Genomic DNA, 24,163 nt, shown 5'->3' on the forward strand with positions numbered 1-24,163 from the left:
CATGGGATTCACCATCGCCGAGAAGATCCTCGGCCGCACCACGGGAGAGCCGCCGGTGCGGGCGGGTGAGAATCACGCGGTCCGCCCCGACCGGATGATCGCCTACGACTTCCCCGGCTACACCGACGTCATGTTCCGCCAGATGCGCGAGGACTTCGGGATCACCGAGCTCGAGGACCCGAGTCGCTACGTCGTCTTCATCGACCACATGCTCACCAAGGACGACGAGCGCGAAGCGCAGGTCCACCAGGTGACCCGCGACTGGTGCGAGTTCTACGGCATCGAACTCCACGAGGCGCAGGGCATCGGCCACCAGCTGACAGCCGAGCTCGGTCTGGCGACCCCCGGAGACTTCCTGGTTCACTTCGACGGCCATATCAGCGGTGTCGGCGCGTTCAACGCGCTCGGTTGGGGTATCCGTAAGGACCTCATCGAGGCCTGGGTGTCCGGACAGGTCTACGTCGACATCCCCGCGACGACCCGCTTCGACCTCGTGGGGGAGTTCCCCGAGGGCGTCGACAGTCGGGATCTGGTCCACACGATCATCGAGCTGGTCGGCGCCGACGGATGCGCCCACCAGGTGATGGAGTTCGGCGGCCCAGGCGCGCGGTCGATGGCCGTCGACCACCGTCAGGGACTGTGCGGGATGGCGATGTTCACCGGCGCGGTCTCGGCGATCTTCGAGCCCGACGACGTCTCCACGGCCTACGCCCGCGACGTCGCCCGCCACGCGTTCGACCCGGTGTACCCCGACGACGACGCGGTGTACGCGGCCCGCCACACCATCGACCTGTCGACGCTGGTCCCGCGCGTGGTCCGCCCCGGGTCGGCACGCGTGGCCAACACCTCGACGGTCGCCGAGATGACCGGTACCCCGATCACCCGGGCGTTCATCGGCTCCTGCGCCAGTGGTCGCATCGAGGACCTGCGCGCCGCGGCACTCGTGCTCGACGGCCAGACGGTGTCCCCGTCCGTCGAACTGAACGTCGTCCCGACGTCGAAGAAGGTGTTCGCTCAGGCCGAAGAGGAGGGCATCCTCGACGTGCTGCGGAACGCGGGTGCCACCATTGCGATGTCGAGCTGTGATTTCTGCTTCGGCTACCAGCAGCCGCTGCAACCCGACGAGAACTGCATCTCGACCGGTGTCCTCAACATCACCGGTCGCATGGGCAGCCCCGACGCCAACATCTTCATGGGCTCGCCGTACACGGTCGCCGCCAGCGCGATCACCGGAACCATCTCGGGAGCGACGAAATGAGCGCGTATCCGCCCCCGCCGGACGTCATCGCCGGCCGCGTCGCCTGGATCTTCGGCGACGACTTCGACATCGACCTCGTCGTCGGCGTCGCGAACATCAAGTCCTACGACCCGGAACACCTTCGGTCCGTGTGCATGAGCGCCTACGATCCCGGGTTCGCGGACCGTGTCCGACCGGGCGACGTCATCGTCGGCGGCCGCAACTTCGGGTACGGTCATCCGCACTATCCGCCGATGGTGGCCCTGCGCAACGCCGGTGTCGCGGCGATCGTCGCCGAATCGTTCTCCCCGGGCTTCTGGCGCGGTGAGACGTTCAACGGCATGCCGCTGATCACCATCGAAGGCATCACGGACGCCGTCAGCGTGCACGACGAGATCACCCTCGACTGGCGTTCCGCGACGCTGCGGACCGCAGACGGAACTCAGATCGTCGGGAATCCGCCGAATCCGCGGACCGTCGCCATCATCGAGGCAGGCGGTTCCTACGAACTGCTCCTGGCCGAGCACGCCCCAGCACACGCATGACCTGACACCGATCACCTCCCCTCCCCCGTAAAGGACAGCCCCATGACCAACGTTCAGCAGCCGTCGGCGCCGCCGACAGGCATCGCGTCCTCGGCCGAGCGAACACCGGACCCGAGGCTCGCACGACGCGCCGCGCTCGCCGGCGGTGTCGGAACCCTCGTCGAGTACTACGACTTCGGCGTCTACGGATTCCTCGCCGTCTTCATCGCGCCGCACTTCTTCCCGTCGGACAACTCCGCGGCGTCGATCCTGTCGACCCTCGCGGTGTTCGGTGTGGCGTATGTGGCCCGACCGATCGGCGGCATCTTCTTCGGCAGGCTCGGCGACCGCATCGGCCGTCGTACCGCGCTGGTCGCGAGCGTCGTCGCCATGGGCGTCGCGAGCGGTGTGCTCGGCGTCCTGCCGACGCACACCGCGGTCGGTGTCCTCGCTCCGATCCTGCTGGTGCTGGTCCGTCTCGCCCAGGGCTTCTCCGCCGGCGGCGAGATCGGTGGGGCCGCGACCTACATCGCGGAGACCGTTCCGGCGCGCAGGCGCGGCTTCTTCGGTTCGTTCACGCCGATCGGCTCGACGCTCGGCTTCGCCGTCGCGGCGACCGTAGTCGGTGTGGTCACGCTGATCGTCGGCGACGACGCGATGGAGTCGTGGGGATGGCGCATCCCGTTCCTGCTCGCGCTTCCGTTGGCCTTCGTCTGCCTGCAGATCCGGCTGAAGCTGGAGGACACCCCGGAGTTCGCGGAGATGGCGGAGAAGGACGAGGTGGTCAAGCACCCGATTCTCGAGGTGATCCGCAACAACCCGCTGTCGGTCCTCAAGGTGGTCGGCATCGCCATCGCGATGAACGGATCGGGCTACATCGCGCTGACGTACTTCAGCGTGTACCTGACCAAGGATCTCGGTTTCGACAAGAACTCGATCTACTGGACGTCGGCCATCGCCATCGCCCTGGCCTGCGCGACCTTCCCGATCAGCGGCAGGCTGACCGACCGCTTCGGACGCAAACCGGTGCTGGTCACAGGCTACGTCGCATACATCGTGATCGCGTTCCCGGCGTTCCTGATCCTCGGCGCCACCGGCAGCGTCGTCGTGGTGGGCCTGGTCTATCTCGTCTACATGATCTTCAACGGTGTGGTGCAGGTTCCGGCGTTCCCACTGTTCACCGAGTTGTTCGGACGCAACGTCCGCTACTCGGGCGTGGCGCTGGGCTTCAACATCGGCACCATCGTCGCCGGTGGCACGGCTCCGTACTTCGCCGCGCAACTCGTCGAGTGGACTGGCAGCGACATCGCACCGGCCTACTGGGTGGTGGCCGTGTGCCTGATCGGCCTGGTCACGATCTCGACCATCAAGGAGACTGGAAAGAAAGCACTGCCGGCCTGACCAGCCGCGCTGCGGCTCTGCCCGACCGGCGACCCCGGTCGGGCAGAACTGTGATCACCCCGAGGCTTCCCGGCGTGCGCCGGAGAAGAGAGGACTCATATGACACCGCGCCCCGCGCTCACCGTGCGCGACGCCTGGGACGCCCGCGTCGCCGCGGCGCCCGACGCCACCGCGCTCGTCTACTTCGACGCCCGCCTCTCGGCCCGCGAGACCGACCGGATCGCGTCGTCGCTCGCCGCGGCCCTGGCCGCCCGGGGCGTCGGCAAGGGCGACCGCGTCGGCATCCACCTGCAGAACACGCCCCAGTTCCCGCTGGTGCTGCTCGCGCTGTGGAAGCTCGGCGCGGCCGGCCTGCTGTTGAACCCGATGTACTTCGGACGCGAGTTGCGGCAGATCGTCGACGACGCCGAGCCGATCGGGATCATCGCGACCGACGTCGATGCGGAGAAGGTGCGGACGAGCGTCGACGGCTCCAGCGCGGGATGGGTGGTCAGCGCGTGCGCGGCGGATCTCCAGTCGCGCGACGATCCCCGAGTGTTCTCCGTCGACCGGGTCGAGCCGTCCCCCGACGGCGACCTCGGCGCGCTGATCAGCGAGTACACCGACTCGTCCGTGCCGTCGACGGAGCTGACCGCCACCGACGTCGCGCTGCTGACCTACACCTCGGGGACCACGGGTCCGCCGAAAGGCGCGATGAACTCGCACGGCAACGTCCTGGCCGTGGCGACGAGCTTCGCCGAGTTCGGCGCGATCACCGCCGCGGACACAGTGTTCAGCCTGGCGCCGCTGTTCCACATCACAGGCGTGGTCCTGCTGGGCGCGTTACCGCTGGTCACAGGTGCGGCCCTGGTGTGCACCGGCCGATTCGCGGTCGACGTCGCACTCGACGCGCTGCGTGAGCACCGGGTCACCTACACGATCGGGTCGATCACCGCGTTCATCGCGATGATGAACTCGCCCGTCGTGACACGCGATCATTTCGCGAGCATCCGTGTCCTGTTCAGCGGTGGCGCACCGGTGTCGCCGAGCACCGTGCAGCGGTTCCAAGAGCTGTCCGGCCACTACATCCACAACGCGTACGGGATGACCGAGACCACCTCGGGCGTCATCGCCGTTCCGCCCGGATCGGCGGCTCCGGTCGACGCGCACGGCACCCTCTCGGTCGGTGTGCCCCTGCCCGGCGTCCACGCGGAGGTCGTCGCCCCCGACGACACCCCGGTCGCGCCGGGCGCCGAAGGCGAACTGGTCCTGTCCGGACCGCAGATCGTCAGCGGCTACTGGCGCAATCCGGAGGCCACCGCGGCGACGATGCCGGAGGGGCGGCTGCACACCGGCGACAGCGCCGTCGTCGACGCCGACGGCTGGGTGTACATCGTCGACCGGATCAAAGATCAGATCAACGTGTCCGGCTACAAGGTGTGGCCGCGCGAGGTGGAGGACGTGCTCTACGAGCATCCCGCGGTGCTGGAGGCCGCCGTGGTCGGCGTCGCCGACGACTATCAGGGCGAGGCCGTCGCGGCGTTCGTCTCGGTCCGCGACGGGCACCGAGTGGACGGCGACGAACTGGTCGCCTTCGCCAGAGAGCGGCTCGCGCCGTACAAGCGACCGAAGACGGTGGCCGTCGTCGACCAGCTGCCGAAGACACAGACCGGCAAGATCCAGCGTCGGGTGCTCCGCGAGCAGTCGACCGCGAAGAAGGGAGAATAGACGCATGAGCACCCTGCGTGTAGCCGTCGAACCCGTTCCCGACGAGCACCTCGTCGGCGCCGTCGCCGAGACCGGCGGCAGCGTCGTCCCCCTCGACCAGGCGCGGGTGCTGGTGTGGGTCGGCGGTCCGGACGGCTTCCCGGATCTGCCCGACACCGTCGAGTGGGTCGCGCTGAGCACGGCGGGCATCGAGGGGTTCGTCGACGCCGGGGTTCTCGACGACACGCGGATCTGGACCAACGCGTCGGGGTTCTACGCGGCCGGCGTCGCCGAGCACGCGCTCGCGATGCTGCTGGGCGGCACCCGGCAGATCGTGCGGTCGGCGAAGACCCGGTGGGCCAAGGACCTCGTCGATCCCGCCGTCCGGACTCTGCGCGGCAGCACTGTCGCGATCATCGGGGCCGGCGGCATCGGTCGCGAACTGACCCCGTTGCTCAAGGCTTGTGGGGCAACCGTTCTGGCGGTCAACCGATCGGGCCGACCCGTCGACGGCGCCGACATCACGATGGCCGCCGACCGGACCGACGAGGCCCTCGCCGCATCGGACCACATCGTGCTCGCCGCCCCGGACACTCCGGAGACCCGGCACATGATCGACGACCGGACCCTCGCGATGCTCAAGCCGCACTCGTGGATCGTCAATGTCGCGCGCGGACCGCTGATCGACGAGGCCGCGCTGTACCGTGCGCTGACCTCGGGCGTGATCGGCGGTGCGGCGTTGGACGTGACCGATCCCGAGCCGCCCGCCGTCGACCATCCGCTGTTCGATCTCGACAACGTCGTGATCACCCCGCACGTCGCCAACCCGGCGGGCCGGCTGACCGCCGAGATGGCACCGCATCTCGCCGAGAACCTGCGGCGATTCACCGCCGGTGAGGAACTGTTGGCCCTGGTCCGGGCGGGGCAGGGGTACTGACCCGCTGCCGCGGACCTCGCACGGCGACGACGACCGCCATCACCGCCGTCGCGGCGACACCGGCCCACATCGCGTGCTGTCATCCGGCGACGAACGACTCGTGCGCGGCCGCGACGATCTGCGCCCCGTGTCGACCCGCCGTACCGGCGACCGCGTCGGCGTTCGCGACACCCTCGCGAGCCACGTCCGCGAACTGAGCGGGCACTCCGGCCAGACGTGGGGACATCGCGTGCTGATAGCCGGCCGCGAGCAGACCGCCGAGGAGCGCGATCCCCAACACCGACCCCAGCTCGCGGGTGAGGTCGTTGAGGGCCGACGCGACACCTTGCTCGTCGCGCGGCAGCGCGGAGGTGATCGACTCGGTCGACGGCGTCATCGCCAGCCCGGCACCCAGGCCCATCGCGGCGAGGCCGGGCAGAACTCGGACGTATCCGCCGTCGACGGACACCAGGGCGGCGAGCAGCGCGAGACCCGCCGTCGCGACGGCGAGGCCGGTCACCATGGCGGCGCGTCGACCGATCCGGTCCGCGAGCTTCGGTGCGATGCCCGAGGCGGCCATCATCAGCAGTGCCATCGGCATCAGTGCGACCGTCGACAGCAGACCACTCCATCCCAGGACTACCTGGAAGTACGGGTACAGAACCAACGCCACCCCGCCCTGGACGCCGAACAGCACCAGCAGCAACGCGGATCCGCTGGAGAGGCCGCGCGTCCGGAAGTGTCGGAGGTTCAGCAGTGGAGCCCGGGTGCGCAGCTCCCATGCGATGAAGACGACGGCCGCGACCACCGCGACGACGAGGACGATGACGATGATCGGGTCCGACCATCCCAGTGTCGGCGCCTCGTGCAGGGCATACGTGGCGGCGACGACGGCGACGATCGAGGTCAGCGCGCCGACGACGTCGAATCGACCGATCACCTCTGCTCGGGAGTCGGGAACGGCCCGTGCACCGACGGTGAGGGCGACGATCACCAGCACGATGGGCAGTGCGAACAGCCACCGCCACGATGCGACGTCGACCAGCAGCGCGGACAGGTACATGCCGATCATTCCGCCGCCGCCCGCGACGGCGGTCCACGTCCCGATCGCCGTCGACCGCTGCTCGTCGGGGAACGACGCGGTGATCACCGACAAGGTGACGGGCATGATCATCGCGGCGCCGACTCCGCTGAACACGCGGGCGGCCAGCATCGCCTGAGGTTCGGTGCGACGGCCGCCGCGACGTTCGCGGCCCCGAACACGACCAGCCCGGTGAGGAACACTGGGCGACGTCCCCATCGGTCGCCCGCCGCGCCCAGCGGAAGCAGGAGGGCGGCGAGGGTGAGCGTGTAACCGTTGACGATCCACAGGACTCCGGTCTGCGACGCCCCGAACGAGTCGGCGAGCTGCGGCTGCGCGACGTTCAGACCGGACACCGATGCGACCACCGCCATGAGCGCGATGCAGACGGCCAGGTGTATCGCGCGCCGTCGCCGCGGATCGTCGACCACGGCCGCTCGGGCCTCGTGCTCGGTCGTCGTCATGCGATGCCTCCGGACCGGGCGGCCCCGGCCGCGCGACGCGGCGCCGGGGCGAGGCGCTCCTCGGCGAGGACGAGTGCGGTGTTCAACCCCGCGGGTCCGCCACCGATCGCGGCGACCTCCCACGTCTTCTCGTTCGGTGCTGTGCTCATGTGAGCCTCCTGTCTCGGGTGTGGAGCACAGCTTCACCCGGACCGTGGCGTATGTGCAATCTTCGTTGCCGAATGGCAAAGTGAAGACATGAGCGATGAGACCGAGTCCACGATCACCGCCGTCGGTCCCCGGCTGAAACACCTTCGACTCCGCCGCGAGGTGACCTTGTCGGCGCTGGCCGAGTCGACCGGGATCTCGACCAGTACGCTGTCCCGGTTGGAATCGGGTCTGCGTCGTCCGACGCTGGAGCAGTTGCTGCCGTTGGCGAGGTACTACGGGGTGACCCTCGACTCCCTCGTCGACGCTCCGCGCAGCGCCGATCCCCGGATCGACCTGCGCCCCGTCTCCTGCGGCGACGGTTCGACGATCATCCCGCTCACCCGTCGACCGGGAGGCGTGCAGGCGTACAAGTTCGTGCTGCCTGCCGGTGCCGACGACGAGGTGCCCGACCTGCGGACACACGAGGGCTACGATTGGGCGTACGTCCTCAACGGGACGTTGCGCCTGGTCCTCGGCGATCGGGATCTGCTTCTCACGGCGGGGGAGGCCGTCGAGTTCGACACCCGTACACCGCACTGGTTCGGCGCGACGAGTTCAGGTCCGGTGGAGTATCTGAGCCTTGTCGGACGGCAGGGTGAGCGGGCGCATGTGCGTGTTCACGAATGAGTGGTCTGCCGGAACACCCGCCGATACGTCGCGGGCGGCATACCGGTGTCTCGTCGCAGATGCGTGCGCAGACTCGCCGCCGATCCGAGGCCCGCACGCGCGGCGACGTCGTCGATCGGTAGATCGCTGCTCTCCAGAAGTTCGCGCGCGTGGTCGAGGCGAAGCCGCTGCACCCAACCGCCGGGGGTCTGCCCGGTCTCCTCGCGGAAGCGTCGGTTGAAGGTGCGAACGCTCATCGCCGACCGTCGCGCCAGATTCTCCACCGACAGATTCGCGGTGGGATTCGCCGTCGCCCACTCGCGGGCGGCGACCGTCGAGCCGTCGCCGCGCGTGGGCACCGGTCGGTCGACGAACTGCGACTGCATGCCCTCGCGGGCAGGGGGGATCACGCAGTACCGGGCCACCCGCGACGCGGCCGCGGTGCCGTGATCCTCGCGGATCAGGTGCAGGCACAGGTCCAGACCGGCCGCCATCCCCGCGGAGGTGTGCACGTCGCCGTCGTCGACGTAGAGGACGTGCTCGACCAGGTCGACGGCCGGATGGAGGCGGACGAGATCGCCGCCCGCCCGCCAGTGAGTCGAGACGCGTCGGCCGTCGAGGAGTCCCGCGGCGGCCAGGACGAACGCGCCCGTGCAGATGCTGACCAGCCGAGTGCCGGGACCCGCCTGTGCGAGCGCCTCGCGCAACGCCTCCGGGAGGGTTCCGGTATGTCGGGCGTCCGGTTGGCGAGTGCCCGGAACGACGATCGTGTCGGCCCGCGCGAGGACGGACGCGTCGGACTCTGGGAGGATCGAGTATCCGCTCGTGGTCCGAACCGGCCCGCCGTCGACGCTGCAGGTCACGACCTCGTACAGCGGAGCGTCGGCGTCGTCGGTCGCCATGCCGAAACAGGTCTGCGCCAGACTGGCGTCGAATCCGACCGCGGGCTCGACGAGGAGTACAGCCACCATGTGCATGGCAGTATTCTTTCATATATTGACAGTCGTGCCACTGTGACATCGGATGCCGATCCGGCATCGTAGATCCCCGTGAAACTCCGTATCCACTACGCCTGGGTCGTCGCGGGCGTCGCGTTCCTCGTCATTCTCGGCGCCGCGGGCTTCCGCTCGGTGCCCGGCGTCATGATGGATCCGCTGCACCACGAGTTCGGGTGGTCGCACTCGATGATCGGTGCGGCGATGAGCGTCAACATGGCCCTGTACGGACTCACCGCGCCGTTCGCGGCCGCCCTCATGGACCGGCTCGGCATCCGCCCGGTCGTCACCGCGGCGCTCGGACTCATCGCCGCGGGCACCGGACTGGCCGTGTTCATGACATCGAGCTGGCAGCTGATCCTGTTGTGGGGTGTTCTCGTCGGACTCGGCACCGGTGCGCTCTCGACGGCGTTCGTCGCGACCGTCGCGACTCGATGGTTCGTGCAACGACGCGGCCTGGTGACCGGCGTGCTGACCGCTGCGTCGGCCACCGGACAGCTCATCTTCCTGCCGATCGTCGCCGGTCTGGCCGACAGTCACGGGTGGCGCGCGGCGACGCTGGTGGTGACCGCGGTGGCCGTCGCGGTGATTCCGGTGGCCGGGCTGCTCATGCGGTCGTGGCCCTTCGAGATGGGGTTGCCGCCGCTCGGCTCGACCGAGCTCGCCGTGCCGCCGACCGAGAACCGCGGTATGGCGCGCGCCGCCCTCGCCGGTCTGGCGATGGGTGCCAGGCGCCCCGTCTTCTGGTTGCTCGCCGGGAGTTTCGCGATCTGCGGCGCCACCACCAACGGGCTGCTGCAGACACATTTCATTCCGGCTGCGGGCGATCACGGCATGCCCGCGACGACGGCCGCGTCGCTCCTCGCGCTGGTCGGCGTCTTCGACGTCGTCGGGACCATCGCGTCCGGCTGGTTCACCGACCGAGTGGATCCGCGGGTCCTGCTGGTGATCTACTACCTCGGCCGGGCGGTGGCCCTGGCCGCGCTGCCGTCGCTGCTGGGCGATTCGGCGACGCCCGGAATCTGGGTGTTCATCCTGTTCTACGGCCTCGACTGGGTGGCCACCGTTCCTCCGACGATGGCGCTGGCCCGCGATCAGTTCGGCGATGCGACCCCCGTCGTGTTCGGTTGGATCTTCGCTGCGCACCAACTCGGCGCCGCCGTCGCCGCATTCGGCGCCGGGGCGATCCGGGACGTGTCGGGCGGCTACGATCCGGCGTTCTACGCCGCGGCCGGACTGTGCGTGGTCGCGGGCGGTCTGTGCTGGGCGGTGCCGCGCATCCGATCGCAGAGCCCGGAGCCCGTGGCGGCGTGAGGTTCACACGATCTGGTCGTAGCACTTCTCCTCGACGCGGCGGCTGATCCGCCAGCCGTCGTCGGTGCGCACGAACTCGTCGAGATACCAGATGCCGCAGTACAGGACCTGTTTCGGCTCCTGCGATAGCACCATCGGATTGAAGCACATGGTGCGCCCGGTCGCAGCGTCGCCGTGGATCGACAGATCGAAGTTGCCGAGGAGGTGGGCGTAGGCGGGGAAGCGGGGGAGGATCTCGGCGAGCCATGCCTTGACCTCGGGGAACCGTCCGGTGGTGCCACCGGTGGCGCGGTAGTCGATGTGCGCGTCCGGGGTGAACACCCGGTCCAGATCGTCGAAGCGGCGGGAGTCGATCGCCGTCGAGTAGTCGATCATCAGTTGTTGGATCTCGAAGCGGTCCGAGATCTCCTGCAGGTCCATCATGGGCGTCGATGCCTCCCGGCGAGTCGGTGTGTGGACTCAGCCTGGCAGTTCCGGCGCCCCGGGTCAGCCGATCCGCTCGGTCAGGTGCGCTCGGGTCTGGGCGTCGATCGGCAGGCCGAGCGGCGTCCGCCAGCACGCGCCGAGGACCTCATATCCGAGGTCACGGACCCGCGCGTGCTCGGGCCAGTAGGCGCGTGCCCAGTCGGGATCGTCGCAGGCGCTGTCGGTGGCGGCGAGCTCGGCCTCCAACAGCTGCCACTGGAGATCGCGCCGATCGACGCGCATCTCGGGGGAATCGACGGGGTTCGCGGCGCCGTCGTCGACGAGGTGTCGTCCGGCGGCGAGTGCTGCCGCGTCGGCGTCACGCAGGGTGCGACGGTGTGCGCGAGGCAGCAGCAGCCACGCCGTGATCAGGGCGACGCCGACACCGAGGACGGTCTCCAGGACACGGTCGCGCACCTGCTCGGCCAACGGTGTGGACGGACCGCCGATGAGCAGGGACAACGGAGTGATTAACATGACGGCGATCGCGTAGTTGGTGCTGATCGTGAGCTCGATCAGCACATTGAGAACGGTGAGGACGGCGAGCAATGCGGCGATCGGGAGGTCCAACGCGTAGAGGCCGGCGAACAGTCCGACGCCGACGACGGTGCCGGCCACTCGATGCACACCGCGGACGGTTCCGTGGACGCGGTCGGGGCCCATCTGCAGCACAAGTGCGGCACCCAGGACTGCCCAGTCGGGTCGGCCGAGACCCGAGACGACGGCGATGGTGCCCGCGATCGCCGCGGCCGAGGAGGCGCGCAGTGCGCTGATCGTCGCATGTGAACCGAGTCGACTCGCGGACTGCAATCGTCGGAGGATGCTCGGTCGCGGCAGCGGTACGACGAACGTGGCGACCTCGGCCCCGTGGATCTTCTGGTGACTGGTCCAGAGTCGTTGTGCCAGTTCGGTGTCGGTTGCCGCGGCGTCGTGCAGAACCGACCACGCCCGCAGCGTCGACAGTGCGACGCCGTGCCGCGCGGCCGGTGCGGCATCCGCGTTCTCGGCGAGATACCTCTCCGCGGCGGTCACCGCGGCGATCGTGGCCGCAGTCTCGGGTCCGTGCGGCCGCCACAGCGCCGCTGCCATGCTCATCGCGAGGGCGACGACGACGCCTGTCGCGACGAACAACGCGAGGTGGTCGATCGGCACGCCGTGTTGACCGACGAGTCCGCCGATCCCGGACACCAGGACGAAGAAGTACGGTCCGGGCGGACCGAGTCGGAGAGCGCTCGTGACGAACACGGTCACGGCGGTGAACACCGTGAGCCCGGCCACCACGCCGATCATCTGCGGTATCGAGGCGAGCGGACCGATGGCCGAGCCCCACAGTCCGAACAGTGCGGCGGCCGCGAGCAGCAGGGATCCGGCCGTCAGGACCGCCTTCCACCGGAACCGGTACGGTCGGCCCTCGCCGTACAGGGCCGCGAACACGCCGAGCGCGGCGAGTAGCGAATCGTGTCCGAATCCGCAGGCCAGAAGAATCGACGACGAGATCGCGAGCGCCGCACCGGCTCTGATCGCCGGAGCCCACCGACCGCGAGTCGACGGTCGGCGCAGCAGCAGACCGCGAGCCGCGGGGCGCGGTGGGGGAGCGGGAGCGTCGGAGTCGGTCACTCGTCGGCTTCGGCTTGTTCCCGGGCGCGACGACGATCCGCGTGCAGCGAACGGATGCGTCGCTGCTCGCGCAGAACCTCGACGTGCTGGGCGCGTTCGGCGACGAGCCACTCGGGCATCTCGTCGAGCAGCGCCTTGATCTCGTCCGTGGTCAGTGCACCGGTGATGCCGTTTCGGGTGAGACCCGAGTTGGAGACGCCGAGCCTGCCCGCGACGAGGTTCCTCGGATGCGGCCCGTTGGCGCGCAGTTCGCGCAACCACTCCGGAGGATCGGCTTGGAGCGCCATGAGTTCTGAGCGAGTGATGAAGTTCTCCCGGAACTCCACCGGGGTCGCCGGCAGGTACACGTCCAACTTCTTTGCTGCGGTAGCCGGCTTCATCGACTGAGAACTCATGGGTCAAGGGTATCGGGCGGTAGCCTCGTTCCGTGAGCACGGGCGAGGACCAGCAACGATTCCGGGTGGCATACGTTCCGGGCGTCACCCCGGCGAAATGGGTCCGGATCTGGACCGACCGCAAGGCGGACGTGCCGCTCGACCTGATTCCGCTCGAGGTCGCGGCGACGGCGGGTGCGATCGGCGGCGGATCGGTCGATATGGCGATCACACGACTGCCCGATGCTCTGTCGCATGCCGACCCCGGTCCTCACCACACGATCGCGCTGTACGAGGAGACGACGGTCGTGGTGGTCCCGAAGGATCATGTGCTGACCGCGGGCGACGAGCTGACACTCGCCGACGTCGCCGACGAGCAGTTCCTGTGGCCGCTCGACGAGCCGCTCGTCGTCGCCGCACGTCCCGGCACCGCGATCGATCACCGACCGGTGAGCACCGGCGACGCGATCGAACTCGTCGCGGCCGGAGTCGGCCTCCTGCTGGTGCCGCAGTCGTTGGCGCGTCTGCACCACCGCAGGGATCTGGTCTATCGGACGGTGACCGACGCGCCGACCAGTTCCGTCGGGCTGCTGTGGCGCGATCCGACGTCGGATCTGGCCGACGACTTCATCGGGATCGTCCGCGGGCGGAAGCCGAACTCGTCGCGCGGCGACTCCGCGCCCGCGCCGAAGCGGTCGGCGAAGGAGAAGGCCGCCGCGAAACGGGCCGCGCGCCAGGCCGCGGGGAAGGTCCCCGGTCGATCGCGCGGCGGTGCCGCGCGCGGAACCCGAGGCAGGCGTTCACGCTGACGTGCCGGGCGCTGAGGATCAGGAGACCCGCTCGAGCCGATATCGCCGAACTCGTCGGACTCTCGAGATCCGCGCCGCATGCCTCTCACCTCCGCGTGATACCCGTAACCGGGGGTTACTCTGGAGTAGGTCGAACGCATAGACTGCGCTCATGACCTCGCTGACCTTCACCCCGACCGCAGACCTCGTCGACGAGATCGGCGCCGACGTCCGCAGCTGCGACACCCAGTTCACCCAGTACGGCGGCAACCGCGAGTTCGTCGGCCGCGTGAGCACCGTCCGCTGCTTCCAGGACAACGCGCTGCTCAAGTCGATCCTGTCCGAGCCGAACGAGGGCGGCGTCCTCGTGATCGACGGCGACGCCTCTGTGCACACCGCGCTGGTCGGCGACATCATCGCCGAACTCGGCCGCTCGAACGGGTGGGTCGGCATCATCGCCAACGGTGCGATCCGCGACGCCAAGACCATCGGCGGCATGGCGATCGGCGTCAAGGCTCTCGGCACCAACCCGCGCAAGTCCACCAAGACGGGGGCGGGCGAGCGGGACGTGCCGATCGACCTCGGCGGCGTCACCTTCAACCCGGGCGATTACGCCTACTCCGACGACGACGGTGTCGTCCTCGTCGCCCCGAACACCTGATCTGCACGCCTGACCTGCACGCCTCAACTTTCAGGAGTAGCCATGCCGAAGCCCTCACCCGCGTATTTCACCCGTCTCGCCGCTCTCGCGGCAGTCGAAGACGGTCGTCCCACCAAATCCGTCCTCGAAGCGTTCAGCGGCGCCGAGATGGCGACGATCCCGGTCGGTACCGCCGACGATCTGACCGCGGCCGTCGCCACGGCGCGGACCGCGCAGACCGACTGGGCCGCGCGTACCCCGGCCCAGCGCGCCAAGGTGATCGCCGCCTTCTCCGAGCTCGTCCACGGAGCGGCCGACGAACTCATGGACATCGCGCAGGCCGAGACCGGCAAGGCGCGGATCTACGCGCAAGAAGAGGTCATCGACGTCGCGCTGACCGCGCGCTACTACTCGCAGCAGGGGCCGGGCATGCTCGCCGAGCACAATGTGCAGGGCATGCTGCCGGGTGCCACGCAGGCGCGGGTGCGCTACCAGCCGAAGGGCGTCGTCGGCGTCATCAGCCCGTGGAACTACCCGCTGACCCTGGCCGTGAGCGATGCCGTCGCCGCGCTCATCGCGGGCAACGCGGTGGTCATCAAGCCCGACTCCAACACGCCGTACTGTGCGCTCGCGCTCGCCGAACTGCTCCACAAGGCGGGTCTGCCGCGTGAGCTGTTCGCAGTGGTTCCGGGGCCGGGATCGGTTGTGGGACAGGCGATCGTGGCGTCGACCGATTACGTCATGTTCACCGGATCGTCGGCGACCGGGGCCACGCTCGCCGCGCAGGCGGGACAGCGGCTCATCGGCTTCTCCGCGGAGCTGGGCGGTAAGAACCCGATGATCGTCACCGACGGGGTGAACATCGACGACGCCGTCTCCGGCGCCGCACGCGCGTGCTTCTCGAACTCGGGACAACTGTGCATCTCGATCGAGCGGATCTACGTCGAGCGATCCATCGCCGAGGAGTTCAGCCGACGCTTCGCCGAGCACGTGACGGACATGAAGCTCTCCTCGTCGTACGATTTCGCCGCCGACATGGGGTCACTCGCGTCCGCACAGCAGATCGACACCGTGCAGGCGCACGTCGACGACGCCGTCGCCAAGGGCGCAACGGTCCTCGCGGGCGGCCGCAGGCGCGCCGACCTCGGCCCGTTCTTCTTCGAGCCGACCGTCCTCACCGGCGTCAGCGACGAGATGACCTGCTACGGCGACGAGACCTTCGGTCCCCTCGTGTCGATCTACCCGGTCGACGACGTCGACGAGGCGATCGAACGCGCCAACGACACCGAGTACGGCCTCAACGCCAGCGTGTTCGCCGGCAGCGACTCGCAGGCGCAGAAGATCGCCGAGCGCCTGCACGCGGGCACCGTCAACATCAACGAGGGGTACGCCGCCGCGTGGGGGTCGACCGCGGCGCCGATGGGCGGTATGGGGATCTCCGGCATGGGGCGCCGCCACGGTCAGGAAGGTCTGCTCAAGTACACCGAGCCGCAGACCATCGCGACTCAGCGCGTCATCGGCCTCGACGGTATCAAGGGCGTCCCGCAGAGCCTGTACCTCAAGCTCACTCCGGCGATCATCAAGTCGCTGAAGTACCTCCCGGGCCGGTAGTACTCGCGCGGCCGAGCCGCTCGCCTACTGCGGCACGTCGAGCGCCGTCGCACCGGGGATCACACTGATCACGGTCGACGGCGCCTTCCACTGCGTTCGCATCACCGAGACGGAGGCGACCACGGGGCCGCCCCCGGTCGTGGCGACCGCGGACGTCGACAGCGTGGCCGGATACGTCGGGTCGTCGGCGCGCAGGGTCTTCGGCAGATCCCAATGCCGCAGACGCACGTGGCCGGTCTTCCCGGTGCGCAGATTGCGCCAGTTCACCGACAGGTACCGGTAGTTGTACTGGTAGTGGTACGGGGCGATGTTCCGCACGTCGAACTCGACGGTCGCGGGCGGAGCCGGATGGATCATCGGGCGGATGCCGGGCCGCGCGGTCACGACGGTCCGCTGGAACGAGCCGCCGGGAACGCCGCCCGGACCGATCTCCAGTCCGCCGACGGCCGGAATGTGGAAGGTCACCGTGCTGGTCGCCGGGGGTGGCGCCGCCTGCGCTGCGGGCGCGAGTCCGGTGCCGACCGCGGCCGCGGTCGCACACGCTGCGACGAGGACTCGTGTTCGGATCGATCGTGTCATGTCGGATGGACGCTCCCTCCGGGCGGTCGACGGGTCCGCTGCCGCGGCGCCTACTGGGACTATCGGCCGCCCGACGCCGATCTGTTAGCCCGTTCGGATGACAGAGTCGCGGGGTCGGTACTGGACGAGCGCGGTCGCTGCGCGGATCGAGCGGAGCCGAGAGAGGGTCTCGACTCCGCTCGACCGGCAGAGGACAGCTCGACGGGCCGTCTACGGCTCCTTGATCAGGTCGTACTCGGCGATGAGCTGACCGACCTCATTGCCCTGGAACTTCTCGTAGATCTTCTTGCGCAGCACGTGCGGTCCGGGGAGCTCGACCTCCGCGCCGTCGCGCAGGCGCGAGGTCGCGTTCAGCAGGTACCGGACGTCGTACGTGGAGCCGAACACCTCGGGGACCGCGCGTTCGATGTCGAGCAGCGTGTACACGGCCTCCATCGGGGTGCGGACCGAGTACTCGGTGGTGAAGATGCAGTCGCGGCTCGGGCTCTCGGAGAACTGGCCGATGAACGCGAAGTTCACCGCGCCCTCGGGCACCACGTCGGGGCGGTCGCCCGCCTGCCGCGGCATGAAGAACGAGGTCACGTACGGCATCATCACCGGCACCGACTTGGCGCCGGTCGCGGCGAGCTCGTCGATCTGGTTGGTCGGAACGCCCATGTGGTACAGCCACTCCCGGCAGATCTCCTCACCGGTGCACTCGGCCATCGTCTTACCGACGTAGTCGCCGACCTTGTCCGGGAACAGGCCGTACACCCACACGACGATCTGGTCGTCGGGCTGCTGCTTGAAGTGCGGCTGTCGGTTCACGGTCCAGCTCATCAGCCAGTTCGAGTCCTTCGCGGTGACGATGCCGCCGGTGACGACCTTCCCGCTGAACGGATCGCGCTTGGTGATCTTCTGGATGTACTCGGGGATCCGCTTGTCGAGGGTCGTGACCGTGCACGACTCCCACTTGGTCTCATCGATGTGATCGGCGAACACACCCGGGCGACCGAACGACGGATCCTTCTCGGCGACTGTCCGCCACAGGTCCCACGCGGGGGCCGGACCGCGGTTCAGCTGCGCCGGCGTGTGCTGATCGCCCTCGTCGGAGTTCTCGGTGAGCGAGCCGATCGTCATGAACACCAGATCGTCCGGACCCAGGTCGACGCCGCCCTCTTCGCCGTCGCGCACCCAACTGATCCGGGTGGCCTGCTTGCGGGTGTCGTCGATGTCGAAGTCGACGTCGGTGACCGTCGTCGAGAAGTGCACGTTGACGCCCTGATCGAGCAGCCACCGGTACAGCGGCAGCACCAGCGACTCGTACTGGTTGTACTTGGTGAACTTGAGCGTCGACAGGTCGGGCAGACCCTTGATGTGATGAATGAAGCGGTGCAGGTACAGCTTCATCTCCAGGGCGCTGTGCCACTCCTCGAAGGCGAACATGGTGCGCCAGTACAGCCAGAACTTGCTGTCCAGGAAGTCCTGGCTCATCACCTCGTTGATCCGCTTGTTCTCCATCTCCTCGCGGGTGGCGAAGAACAACTGGACGAGATCCTTCTGGGATCGGTCGGTGAGGTCGAACCGGTTGTCGGTGTGCGCGTCCTGTCCCTGATTCACGGTGGCGCGCTGCAACGAGAAGTTGGGGTCGTCCTTGTTGAGCCAGTAGAACTCGTCGAGGACACTCGCCCCGTCGATCTCCAGCGACGGGATCGAGCGGAACAGATCCCACAGGCACTCGAAATGGTTCTCCATCTCGCGACCGCCGCGGATGACGAAGCCCTTCTCCGGGGCCTTGATGCCGTCGAGGGCGCCGCCGGGCAGGTCGAGCTCCTCGAAGATGGTGATCTTGTCACCGCTCATCTGGCCGTCGCGGATGAGGAACGCCGCACCGGCGAGCGATGCGAGGCCCGCGCCGACGAACCAGGCGGTCTTGTCGTCCACACCCGCGGGCTTGCGGGGACGAGCGAATGCTTCGTAGTTTCCAGCGTCGTAGTGCATGATCGGTCCCCGCTCAGTTCTCGGTGTAGTCGTAGAAGCCGTGGCCGCTGGCCATGCCCAGCCGACCCTTGTCGATGTAGGTCTCCTTGAGCCATCGGCCCAGGGCCTGCTGTTCCTCGTCGCCGGCCATCATGATGTTGTACGGGGTGTTGAGACCGACGATGTCGTAGATCTGGAACGGGCCCATGGGTGCTCCGGTGGCCACCCGCCAGACGTTGTCGACGTCCTTCGGGTCGGCGTAGTCGCCCGCGGCGAGTTGCGCGGCCGCCGACAGGAACGGCACCAGCAGGGAGTTCAGGACGTAGCCCGCCTTCTCCTTGTGCATCGGGATCGGCACCATGCCGATCTCGCTCGCGCATTCGACGACGGCGTCGAAGCTCGCCTTGCTGGTGTTCGGGGTGCCCATGATCTCGGCGGTGTTGAACTGCCACACGCGGTTCGCGAAGTGCATGGCCAGGAATCGGTCCTCGCGACCGCTCGACGGAGCGATGTCGCTGGGCAGCAGTGTGGACGAGTTCGTGGCGAAGATCGTCTTGGCCGGGGCGACGTCGTTCAACTTCGAGAAGGTGTCCTGCTTGATCGACAGGACCTCGGGAACGGCCTCGATCACCAGGTCGGCGTCGGCGGCGGCCACCGAGAGGTCGGAGGTGAAGGTCAGACGGTCGAGGGCGGCGTCCACTGATGCCTGCGTGGCGCCCGCCACCTCGTTCAGATACGTCTTCGCCAGCCCCTGGGCGCGTTCACGGGCGGTGACGAGGACGTCGTCGTTGATGTCGTAGGCGTGGACGGTTTTACCGCTGTACGCCGATTGGAAGGCGATCTGGGAGCCGAGGACTCCAGTGCCGAGGACCGTTATGCGCGTGATTGCAGACATGGGGCCGACGGTATTCGCGAATTACGCGCAGAGCGTCGAATTTGCACCGGTTGGGGTGTATCGCGCACAGAATTGAGTGCGGACCACGCGCGACCTCGTCCCCGGCGGTCACCGGGGCGAACGAAGTCGCCTAGACGCGGCGCGCGACGTACCCCGCCGCCCGCTCGGTGGAACCGTTCACCGGGTACAGGAGGTGGATCGCGTTCGGTCCCGCCAGCGGTGCGCCGTCGCAGATGTTGTCACCGGGGGCACAGATGCGGAGGGTCTTACCGGCGTACGCCTTTCCGACGTGCATCGTCGGGGCGCCCGCATCCCGCAGGAATCGCGCCGAGGGCGGCGCGAACAGGACGACGGCCTTCACCCGGGCGGCGAGTCCGGCGGGCATCGGCGTCGGCGCGTACTGCCGATAGCGGGTGTACGCGGCCGGGAGGTCGTACGAGTCGGCGACCGCGTACGCGGCGAGCGCGGCTCCCTGCGAGTAGCCGCCGAGCACGATGTCGGTGTTCGGGCACGCCGCGGCGATCTGCCGGACCCGGTCCTGGGTGTGTGCGATGCCGGTGACGACCGTCTCGGCGAACTTCAACTTGTTCCCGAAATCGCTGCTGGCCGCGTACTTCACCGGTTCGACGCGGATCGACTCGCCGTGCACGCGGTTGCGCAGTGCGTTCTCGAACGCGATGCCGGTGACCCCGAGCGGGGGAGCGGTCTCGGCGGTGCCGCGTGCGAAGAGCACGTGGACGTCGGCGCAGCCGGGCGCTGCGGCCGCGATCGCCGTATGCGCCCACGACACGCCGCTGAACGCGAGGAGGACACCGGACATCAGGACGAGAAGTCGCTTCCGCATGAACCTACTTAATCACGAACTCCCCTCGCGGCGGGCGTGGCGAGAGAACCGCGCGAGTTCCCCAAAACGATGGCGCACGACGGTGTCTGACCGACACCGTCGTGCGCCATCGTGTGCGCTGAGCCCCGATTCAGGCCGGGTGAACGTTCAATCGGGCCAGGAGATCGTTGTCGATCGCGGTCAGTTCGTTGTCGATGGCCCGGTGTGCGGACTTGCGCTGGGCGGGCGGCATCGCATCGGCGGCGTCGGCGGCGACCTCGAGGTTGCTCAGGCGCGCCGACATGGCGTCGACGAAGGCCTTGCCCTCGGCGCTGTTCTCGGCCGCGCCGACCTTGGTCGCCGACTCGCGAGAAGTGGCGATCCGCGCGCGCAGCGCCGCACTCGGGCCGCCGTAGCGGGTGAGTACGTCGGCCGGAACACCCGCGCGACGCGCGCGGACCTGTGTCAGCTGAGCGCGTGCGGCCACGGCCCCGCGGTACGCGATCGGCACGAGGACGGGCGCCGCCATGCGGCCGACGGTCAGATAACGCCTCATCTTGGCGGGGGTGAACATCGCTTTCGCGGCGTCGGCCTTCGCCTGTTCGGCGATCGACTTCGCTTCGGCGGCGGCCACCTTCTCCTGTGCCTTGGCCGAGGTCTTGACGGTCTTCCGCTCGGCCTTCTGCCCGCGTTTGTGGAACTTGTGCTCGGTACGCAGCTCCTTCTTACGGAGCTTGCGATCGGCCGCGGACTCGGCTTTGGCCTGCGCCTTGGCGCGGAACTTGATCGCCTTCTCCTCGGCCTTGCGGATCTTCTTGCCCGCCTTGCGATCAGTACGCGTCTTGCGCACGGATGAGAGCAGTCCCATGCCCTGGCCTCTCCATCGGAATCTCGACACCTGCAAATGGCTGTCTCTACCTTTGCATAGTCTCGTGGGGTAGTGAATCACTCGGTCCGGTGTGGGACGAGGTTGCGGTGACGATGACGAAGTGGGGTCCGAGCACGTGAGTTCTGCTGTTCTGGGGGCGCGCAACCTCAGTGGATGCGAACATCGGCTCGCCCTCGACGCCACCGAGCGAGGCGACGCCGCGGCGTCCGATGTGACGCCGGAGGCCCGCCGTCGCATCGACGCCGCTCAAAGTCATCGCGACGCGGTCATCGCGACGCTGCACGGATTCCAGAGCGACAAGCCCGAATGCGCCGTGATCACCGTCGACGACGGTCCGCACCGCGATCGGGTGGCGGCCACCCGCGCCGCGGTCTCCTCCGGTGCCGACTGGATCTTCCGCGCCGCGCTGCCCACCGACGTCGAACGCGGCCGTCGCGGTCACGCCGAAGCGCTGGTCCGGGTGGGCGACGGCTATCTGCCGCTCATCGTCGTCAATCACCGTGTCACGACCCCGGCCAACCCCGACCGCGGGCCGGACGCGCCGCCTGCCACTCTGCGGACCAGCCCGCTGTGGGGGTGGCGTCCGGCCGTCGACGCAGGCCGGTCGGCCCGGTCGCAACGCCGCGACGTGCTCCGGTTGGCGCATTTGACCGCCATGCTCGACGACCTCGGCTGGGGCGCCGTCGCCGACGGTCGCTGGGGCGGTCTCATCGGGCTGGACGCGGACTGCATCGTCGCTGTTCCGCTCGACGCCGCGCTCGTCGAGTACGCGGAGGTGTTCGCTCGTCGCCGTGCGGTCGTCGACGGCGAGGTGGACACCGGCCCGCGTCGCGTCGGCGAGTGCCGTAGTTGTCACTGGTGGTCGCGGTGCGAGGACGAGCTGACGCGGCGACGCGATGTGAGCCTGGTGGTCGGCGGTGGTCAGGCCGGTGTCCTCGTCGACGCCGGGATCACCACCGTCGACGCGCTCGCCGACCATCGCGGCGGTCCGCCGGGGGCCTGGCCGCGTGCGGTCTCGTTCGACGACGCGATCGTCTCGGCCCGCTGCTGGGTGGACGGGCTGCCGTTGGCCCGTCGCAGTGACCGACCGAGCGTCCGGCGCGCCGACGTCGAGGTGGACGTCGACATGGAGAGCTACTCGGAGCGGGGCGCCTACATGTGGGGCACCCTGCTCACCGACACCACGGATCCCGATCGCGAAGTCCGCTATCGGGCGTTCGTGACCTGGGATCCGCTGCCGACACGCGACGAGGGGCGTTCGTTCGCCGAGTTCTGGACCTGGCTGACCGCCGAACGCGCCGCCGCACACGCCGCGGACAAGACCTTCGCGGCCTACTGCTATTCGCAGCAGGCCGAGAATCGATGGCTGCGCGGGAGCGCCGACCGGTTCCACGGCGTCGTCGACGGCGTCCCGTCCCGCGCCGAGGTCGACGCGTTCATCGCGTCCGACGAGTGGGTGGACGTCTTCGAGGCCGTCGGCCGCAACTTCGTGTGCCCGCGGGGCAAGGGACTCAAGAGGATCGCGCCGATCGCCGGATTCGGCTGGCGCGACGACGAGGCCAGTGGTGAGGCGTCCATGGAGTGGTACGCGGCGGCCGTCGCGCTCGACGGCGGTCGCCTCGATCTGTCGCAGCGGGAACGTCTGCTGACCTACAACGAGGACGATGTGCAGGCCACAAAGGTCCTGAGAGAATGGATCTCGTCTGAAAATGTGCTGAATTTACCACTGGCCGATGAGCTGATCGGCCGTCGCGACCGGTAATCTGAGTGGAATGACAACGCAGGACAACACCAGTCGGCGTGCCTTCCTCTCCGCAGTCGGAATCGGCGCGCTCGGATTGGTCGCGGCAGCGTGCGGTACCGACTCCACCGCCGATGACGCTCCGAAGGACCCGGCCGCGCGACTGACCTATGCTCCGGCGGTCGGCGCCGACGGGGTGAGCCCGGTCGACAAGATCTCGGTGACCGTCTCAGACGGCACCCTCGGGCGGGACGTCGCCCTGGTCAACGCCGCGGGCAAGAAGGTCAAGGGCGAGCTCTCCACCGACAAGACGACGTTCATCGTCGGCGAGCCTCTCGGCTACGGCGGCACGTACACGTGGAAGGGCACCGCGATCGGCGACGACGGCCGTCGGGTCCCGCTCGCCGGATCGATCACGACGCTGACGCCCGATCAACAGATCAACGTCGTCGTGAACATCGCCGACGGTCAGGAGGTCGGCATCGCCGCGCCGCTCATCCTGCAGTTCGACGGGACGATCGAGGACAAGGCCGCGGTCGAGAAGGTGCTGACGGTCACCACCACCCCGCACACCGAGGGCTCGTGGGCGTGGCTCGGCGAGGACAACGGTTCGCGGGCGCACTGGCGACCCAAGGAGTACTGGGCTCCGGGCACCAAGGTCCACATGGACGCCAAGCTGTACGGCGTCGCCATGGGTGAGGGCGCGTACGGCGCCGACGACGTCACCAGCGACTTCACGATCGGGCGTTCGCAGATCGTCAAGGCCGACGCGTCGTCGCACCAGATCGTGGTGGTGCGCGACGGCGCCACCCTGATGACTCTTCCGTGCAGCTACGGCGAGGGCGACCTCGACCGGAACGTCACCCGGTCGGGCATCCACGTCGTCAGCGAGAAGTACGAGCAGTTCAACATGACGAATCCGGAAGCGGGATACTTCAACATTCCCGAGCGGTGGGCCGTGCGCATCTCCAACAACGGCGAGTTCATCCACGCCAACCCGGAGACCCTCGGCGTGCAGGGCGCGTCGAACGTCACCAACGGCTGCATCAACCTGTCGCTCGAGGGTGCGCAGCAGTACTTCGAGACCGCCGTCTACGGCGACCCGGTCGAAGTGACCGGCACCCGCATCGAGATGTCGGAGGCCGACGGAGACATCTACGACTGGATCTTCGGTTGGGAGCAGTGGACGTCGATGTCGGCGCTCGGCGGCGAGCCGAAGACCAAAGACGTGCCCGCGACTCCCAAGGGCGCTCCGACTCCGGCGAGCAAGTCCAAGTCGGCGCGTTGAGTTGCATCTGCAACCGTCCTCGCGCTTGAATGACTCTCGATCCGGTTCTCGTCAGGGGACCGGAAGCCGGGGGGCTTGGAG

24 protein-coding genes are annotated in these 24,163 nt (G+C 68.5%); 12 read left to right on the top strand and 12 right to left on the bottom strand.

Features of this window, described 5'->3' with window-relative positions; genetic code table 11:
- The first annotated feature begins 1 nt into the window (after position 1).
- The 5 genes from BKA16_RS04445 to BKA16_RS04465 all read left to right on the top strand — a co-directional run bounded on the left by BKA16_RS04445 (position 2) and on the right by BKA16_RS04465 (position 5,785).
- Positions 2-1,258, top strand: a complete 1,257-nt coding sequence (locus tag BKA16_RS04445) for a 3-isopropylmalate dehydratase large subunit (protein WP_183369535.1) — start codon at positions 2-4, stop codon at positions 1,256-1,258.
- Positions 1,255-1,782, top strand: coding sequence for a LeuD/DmdB family oxidoreductase small subunit (locus tag BKA16_RS04450; RefSeq protein WP_183369536.1), 528 nt, complete (start codon positions 1,255-1,257; stop codon positions 1,780-1,782). The genes BKA16_RS04445 and BKA16_RS04450 overlap by 4 nt, the downstream gene beginning before the upstream one ends.
- A 42-nt stretch (positions 1,783-1,824) precedes the next feature.
- Positions 1,825-3,162 (top strand): MFS transporter, encoded by a 1,338-nt coding sequence (locus BKA16_RS04455; RefSeq protein ID WP_183369537.1) that lies wholly within the window; start codon positions 1,825-1,827, stop codon positions 3,160-3,162.
- Positions 3,163-3,261: 99 nt separating this feature from the next.
- On the top strand, positions 3,262-4,869 hold the full coding sequence (locus BKA16_RS04460; protein WP_183369538.1) for a class I adenylate-forming enzyme family protein: 1,608 nt from the start codon (positions 3,262-3,264) through the stop codon (positions 4,867-4,869).
- A gap of 4 nt (positions 4,870-4,873) precedes the next feature.
- Positions 4,874-5,785, top strand: coding sequence for a D-isomer specific 2-hydroxyacid dehydrogenase family protein (locus tag BKA16_RS04465; protein ID WP_183369539.1), 912 nt, complete (start codon positions 4,874-4,876; stop codon positions 5,783-5,785).
- 79 nt (positions 5,786-5,864) lie between these two features.
- Here BKA16_RS04465 and BKA16_RS04470 read toward each other — a convergent pair whose 3' ends face one another.
- Genes BKA16_RS04470 through BKA16_RS04475 form a run of 3 tightly spaced genes read right to left on the bottom strand, consistent with a single transcriptional unit; the run spans position 5,865 to position 7,458 of the window.
- Positions 5,865-6,977: an MFS transporter gene (locus BKA16_RS04470; RefSeq protein ID WP_221246747.1), complete on the bottom strand. Its 1,113-nt coding sequence runs from the start codon at positions 6,975-6,977 to the stop codon at positions 5,865-5,867.
- On the bottom strand, positions 6,935-7,309 hold the full coding sequence (locus BKA16_RS24045; protein ID WP_221246748.1) for an MFS transporter: 375 nt from the start codon (positions 7,307-7,309) through the stop codon (positions 6,935-6,937). The genes BKA16_RS04470 and BKA16_RS24045 overlap by 43 nt, the downstream gene beginning before the upstream one ends.
- Positions 7,306-7,458, bottom strand: coding sequence for a hypothetical protein (locus tag BKA16_RS04475; protein WP_183369540.1), 153 nt, complete (start codon positions 7,456-7,458; stop codon positions 7,306-7,308). Before BKA16_RS04475 ends, BKA16_RS24045 begins: the two co-directional genes overlap by 4 nt.
- An 88-nt stretch (positions 7,459-7,546) precedes the next feature.
- Between BKA16_RS04475 and BKA16_RS04480 the strand changes: the two genes are divergently transcribed.
- The gene (locus tag BKA16_RS04480; RefSeq protein WP_183369541.1) at positions 7,547-8,125 is read left to right on the top strand and encodes a helix-turn-helix domain-containing protein; all 579 of its coding nucleotides are present in this window, start codon (positions 7,547-7,549) and stop codon (positions 8,123-8,125) included.
- Here the strand turns inward: BKA16_RS04480 and BKA16_RS04485 are convergent.
- Positions 8,116-9,081, bottom strand: a complete 966-nt coding sequence (locus tag BKA16_RS04485) for a GlxA family transcriptional regulator (protein ID WP_183369542.1) — start codon at positions 9,079-9,081, stop codon at positions 8,116-8,118. The genes BKA16_RS04480 and BKA16_RS04485 overlap by 10 nt on opposite strands.
- Before the next feature lie 72 nt (positions 9,082-9,153).
- Here BKA16_RS04485 and BKA16_RS04490 point away from each other — a divergent pair, with 72 nt between their 5' ends.
- Positions 9,154-10,413: an MFS transporter gene (locus BKA16_RS04490; protein WP_183369543.1), complete on the top strand. Its 1,260-nt coding sequence runs from the start codon at positions 9,154-9,156 to the stop codon at positions 10,411-10,413.
- Between the two features lie 3 nt (positions 10,414-10,416).
- On the opposite strand, the gene BKA16_RS04495 is transcribed toward BKA16_RS04490, so the two are convergent.
- The 3 genes from BKA16_RS04495 to BKA16_RS04505 all read right to left on the bottom strand — a co-directional run bounded on the left by BKA16_RS04495 (position 10,417) and on the right by BKA16_RS04505 (position 12,875).
- Positions 10,417-10,836 carry a nuclear transport factor 2 family protein gene (locus BKA16_RS04495; protein ID WP_183369544.1) on the bottom strand — a complete coding sequence of 140 codons (420 nt, stop codon included), beginning with the start codon at positions 10,834-10,836 and terminating at the stop codon, positions 10,417-10,419.
- A gap of 63 nt (positions 10,837-10,899) precedes the next feature.
- Entirely contained in the window at positions 10,900-12,495 is a 1,596-nt protein-coding gene (locus BKA16_RS04500) for an FUSC family protein (RefSeq protein WP_183369545.1), read from the bottom strand.
- Entirely contained in the window at positions 12,492-12,875 is a 384-nt protein-coding gene (locus BKA16_RS04505; RefSeq protein ID WP_183372892.1) for a DUF5997 family protein, read from the bottom strand. The genes BKA16_RS04500 and BKA16_RS04505 overlap by 4 nt, the downstream gene beginning before the upstream one ends.
- Positions 12,876-12,922: 47 nt before the next feature.
- Here BKA16_RS04505 and BKA16_RS04510 point away from each other — a divergent pair, with 47 nt between their 5' ends.
- The 3 genes from BKA16_RS04510 (at position 12,923) to BKA16_RS04520 (ending at position 15,908) form a co-directional block, all read left to right on the top strand.
- The gene (locus tag BKA16_RS04510) at positions 12,923-13,678 is read left to right on the top strand and encodes a LysR substrate-binding domain-containing protein (RefSeq protein WP_183369546.1); all 756 of its coding nucleotides are present in this window, start codon (positions 12,923-12,925) and stop codon (positions 13,676-13,678) included.
- Positions 13,679-13,829: 151 nt separating this feature from the next.
- Entirely contained in the window at positions 13,830-14,318 is a 489-nt protein-coding gene (gene rraA / locus BKA16_RS04515) for a ribonuclease E activity regulator RraA (RefSeq protein ID WP_183369547.1), read from the top strand.
- 42 nt (positions 14,319-14,360) lie between these two features.
- Positions 14,361-15,908, top strand: coding sequence for a succinic semialdehyde dehydrogenase (locus BKA16_RS04520; protein WP_183369548.1), 1,548 nt, complete (start codon positions 14,361-14,363; stop codon positions 15,906-15,908).
- A 24-nt stretch (positions 15,909-15,932) separates the two neighbouring features.
- Here the strand turns inward: BKA16_RS04520 and BKA16_RS04525 are convergent, their stop codons facing one another.
- The 5 genes from BKA16_RS04525 to BKA16_RS04545 form a co-directional block, all read right to left on the bottom strand.
- Positions 15,933-16,487, bottom strand: a complete 555-nt coding sequence (locus BKA16_RS04525) for a hypothetical protein (protein ID WP_183369549.1) — start codon at positions 16,485-16,487, stop codon at positions 15,933-15,935.
- 210 nt (positions 16,488-16,697) lie between these two features.
- Positions 16,698-18,467: an oleate hydratase gene (locus BKA16_RS04530; protein ID WP_183369550.1), complete on the bottom strand. Its 1,770-nt coding sequence runs from the start codon at positions 18,465-18,467 to the stop codon at positions 16,698-16,700.
- A 13-nt stretch (positions 18,468-18,480) separates the two neighbouring features.
- Positions 18,481-19,341, bottom strand: coding sequence for a 3-hydroxyacyl-CoA dehydrogenase (locus BKA16_RS04535; protein ID WP_183369551.1), 861 nt, complete (start codon positions 19,339-19,341; stop codon positions 18,481-18,483).
- A 130-nt stretch (positions 19,342-19,471) separates the two neighbouring features.
- Positions 19,472-20,185 carry a cutinase family protein gene (locus tag BKA16_RS04540; RefSeq protein ID WP_183369552.1) on the bottom strand — a complete coding sequence of 238 codons (714 nt, stop codon included), beginning with the start codon at positions 20,183-20,185 and terminating at the stop codon, positions 19,472-19,474.
- A gap of 130 nt (positions 20,186-20,315) precedes the next feature.
- Positions 20,316-21,032, bottom strand: a complete 717-nt coding sequence (locus BKA16_RS04545) for a DUF6474 family protein (RefSeq protein ID WP_183369553.1) — start codon at positions 21,030-21,032, stop codon at positions 20,316-20,318.
- 136 nt (positions 21,033-21,168) lie between these two features.
- Between BKA16_RS04545 and BKA16_RS04550 the strand changes: the two genes are divergently transcribed.
- Positions 21,169-22,815 (top strand): TM0106 family RecB-like putative nuclease, encoded by a 1,647-nt coding sequence (locus tag BKA16_RS04550; protein ID WP_183369554.1) that lies wholly within the window; start codon positions 21,169-21,171, stop codon positions 22,813-22,815.
- A gap of 10 nt (positions 22,816-22,825) precedes the next feature.
- Positions 22,826-24,082 (top strand): L,D-transpeptidase, encoded by a 1,257-nt coding sequence (locus BKA16_RS04555; RefSeq protein ID WP_183369555.1) that lies wholly within the window; start codon positions 22,826-22,828, stop codon positions 24,080-24,082.
- Positions 24,083-24,163: the final 81 nt, after the last annotated feature.

Source organism: Gordonia humi (assembly GCF_014197435.1).
Classification (GTDB): Bacteria; Actinomycetota; Actinomycetes; order Mycobacteriales; family Mycobacteriaceae; genus Gordonia; species Gordonia humi.

Excerpts from the sequence above, each read along its gene's own strand:
- BKA16_RS04450 (WP_183369536.1), top strand. The coding sequence starts at position 1,255 with ATGAGCGCGTATCCGCCCCCGCCGGACGTCATCGCCGGCCGCGTCGCC.
- BKA16_RS04530 (WP_183369550.1), bottom strand. The coding sequence starts at position 18,467 with ATGCACTACGACGCTGGAAACTACGAAGCATTCGCTCGTCCCCGCAAG.
- BKA16_RS04520 (WP_183369548.1), top strand. The coding sequence starts at position 14,361 with ATGCCGAAGCCCTCACCCGCGTATTTCACCCGTCTCGCCGCTCTCGCG.
- BKA16_RS04545 (WP_183369553.1), bottom strand. The coding sequence starts at position 21,032 with ATGGGACTGCTCTCATCCGTGCGCAAGACGCGTACTGATCGCAAGGCG.
- BKA16_RS04455 (WP_183369537.1), top strand. The coding sequence starts at position 1,825 with ATGACCAACGTTCAGCAGCCGTCGGCGCCGCCGACAGGCATCGCGTCC.
- BKA16_RS04470 (WP_221246747.1), bottom strand. The coding sequence starts at position 6,977 with ATGCTGGCCGCCCGCGTGTTCAGCGGAGTCGGCGCCGCGATGATCATG.
- BKA16_RS04525 (WP_183369549.1), bottom strand. The coding sequence starts at position 16,487 with ATGACACGATCGATCCGAACACGAGTCCTCGTCGCAGCGTGTGCGACC.
- BKA16_RS04465 (WP_183369539.1), top strand. The coding sequence starts at position 4,874 with ATGAGCACCCTGCGTGTAGCCGTCGAACCCGTTCCCGACGAGCACCTC.
- BKA16_RS04445 (WP_183369535.1), top strand. The coding sequence starts at position 2 with ATGGGATTCACCATCGCCGAGAAGATCCTCGGCCGCACCACGGGAGAG.
- BKA16_RS04475 (WP_183369540.1), bottom strand. The coding sequence starts at position 7,458 with ATGAGCACAGCACCGAACGAGAAGACGTGGGAGGTCGCCGCGATCGGT.
- BKA16_RS04495 (WP_183369544.1), bottom strand. The coding sequence starts at position 10,836 with ATGATGGACCTGCAGGAGATCTCGGACCGCTTCGAGATCCAACAACTG.
- BKA16_RS04505 (WP_183372892.1), bottom strand. The coding sequence starts at position 12,875 with ATGAAGCCGGCTACCGCAGCAAAGAAGTTGGACGTGTACCTGCCGGCG.
- BKA16_RS04555 (WP_183369555.1), top strand. The coding sequence starts at position 22,826 with ATGACAACGCAGGACAACACCAGTCGGCGTGCCTTCCTCTCCGCAGTC.
- BKA16_RS04460 (WP_183369538.1), top strand. The coding sequence starts at position 3,262 with ATGACACCGCGCCCCGCGCTCACCGTGCGCGACGCCTGGGACGCCCGC.
- BKA16_RS24045 (WP_221246748.1), bottom strand. The coding sequence starts at position 7,309 with ATGACGACGACCGAGCACGAGGCCCGAGCGGCCGTGGTCGACGATCCG.
- BKA16_RS04480 (WP_183369541.1), top strand. The coding sequence starts at position 7,547 with ATGAGCGATGAGACCGAGTCCACGATCACCGCCGTCGGTCCCCGGCTG.
- BKA16_RS04535 (WP_183369551.1), bottom strand. The coding sequence starts at position 19,341 with ATGTCTGCAATCACGCGCATAACGGTCCTCGGCACTGGAGTCCTCGGC.
- BKA16_RS04540 (WP_183369552.1), bottom strand. The coding sequence starts at position 20,185 with ATGCGGAAGCGACTTCTCGTCCTGATGTCCGGTGTCCTCCTCGCGTTC.
- BKA16_RS04485 (WP_183369542.1), bottom strand. The coding sequence starts at position 9,081 with ATGCACATGGTGGCTGTACTCCTCGTCGAGCCCGCGGTCGGATTCGAC.
- rraA (WP_183369547.1), top strand. The coding sequence starts at position 13,830 with ATGACCTCGCTGACCTTCACCCCGACCGCAGACCTCGTCGACGAGATC.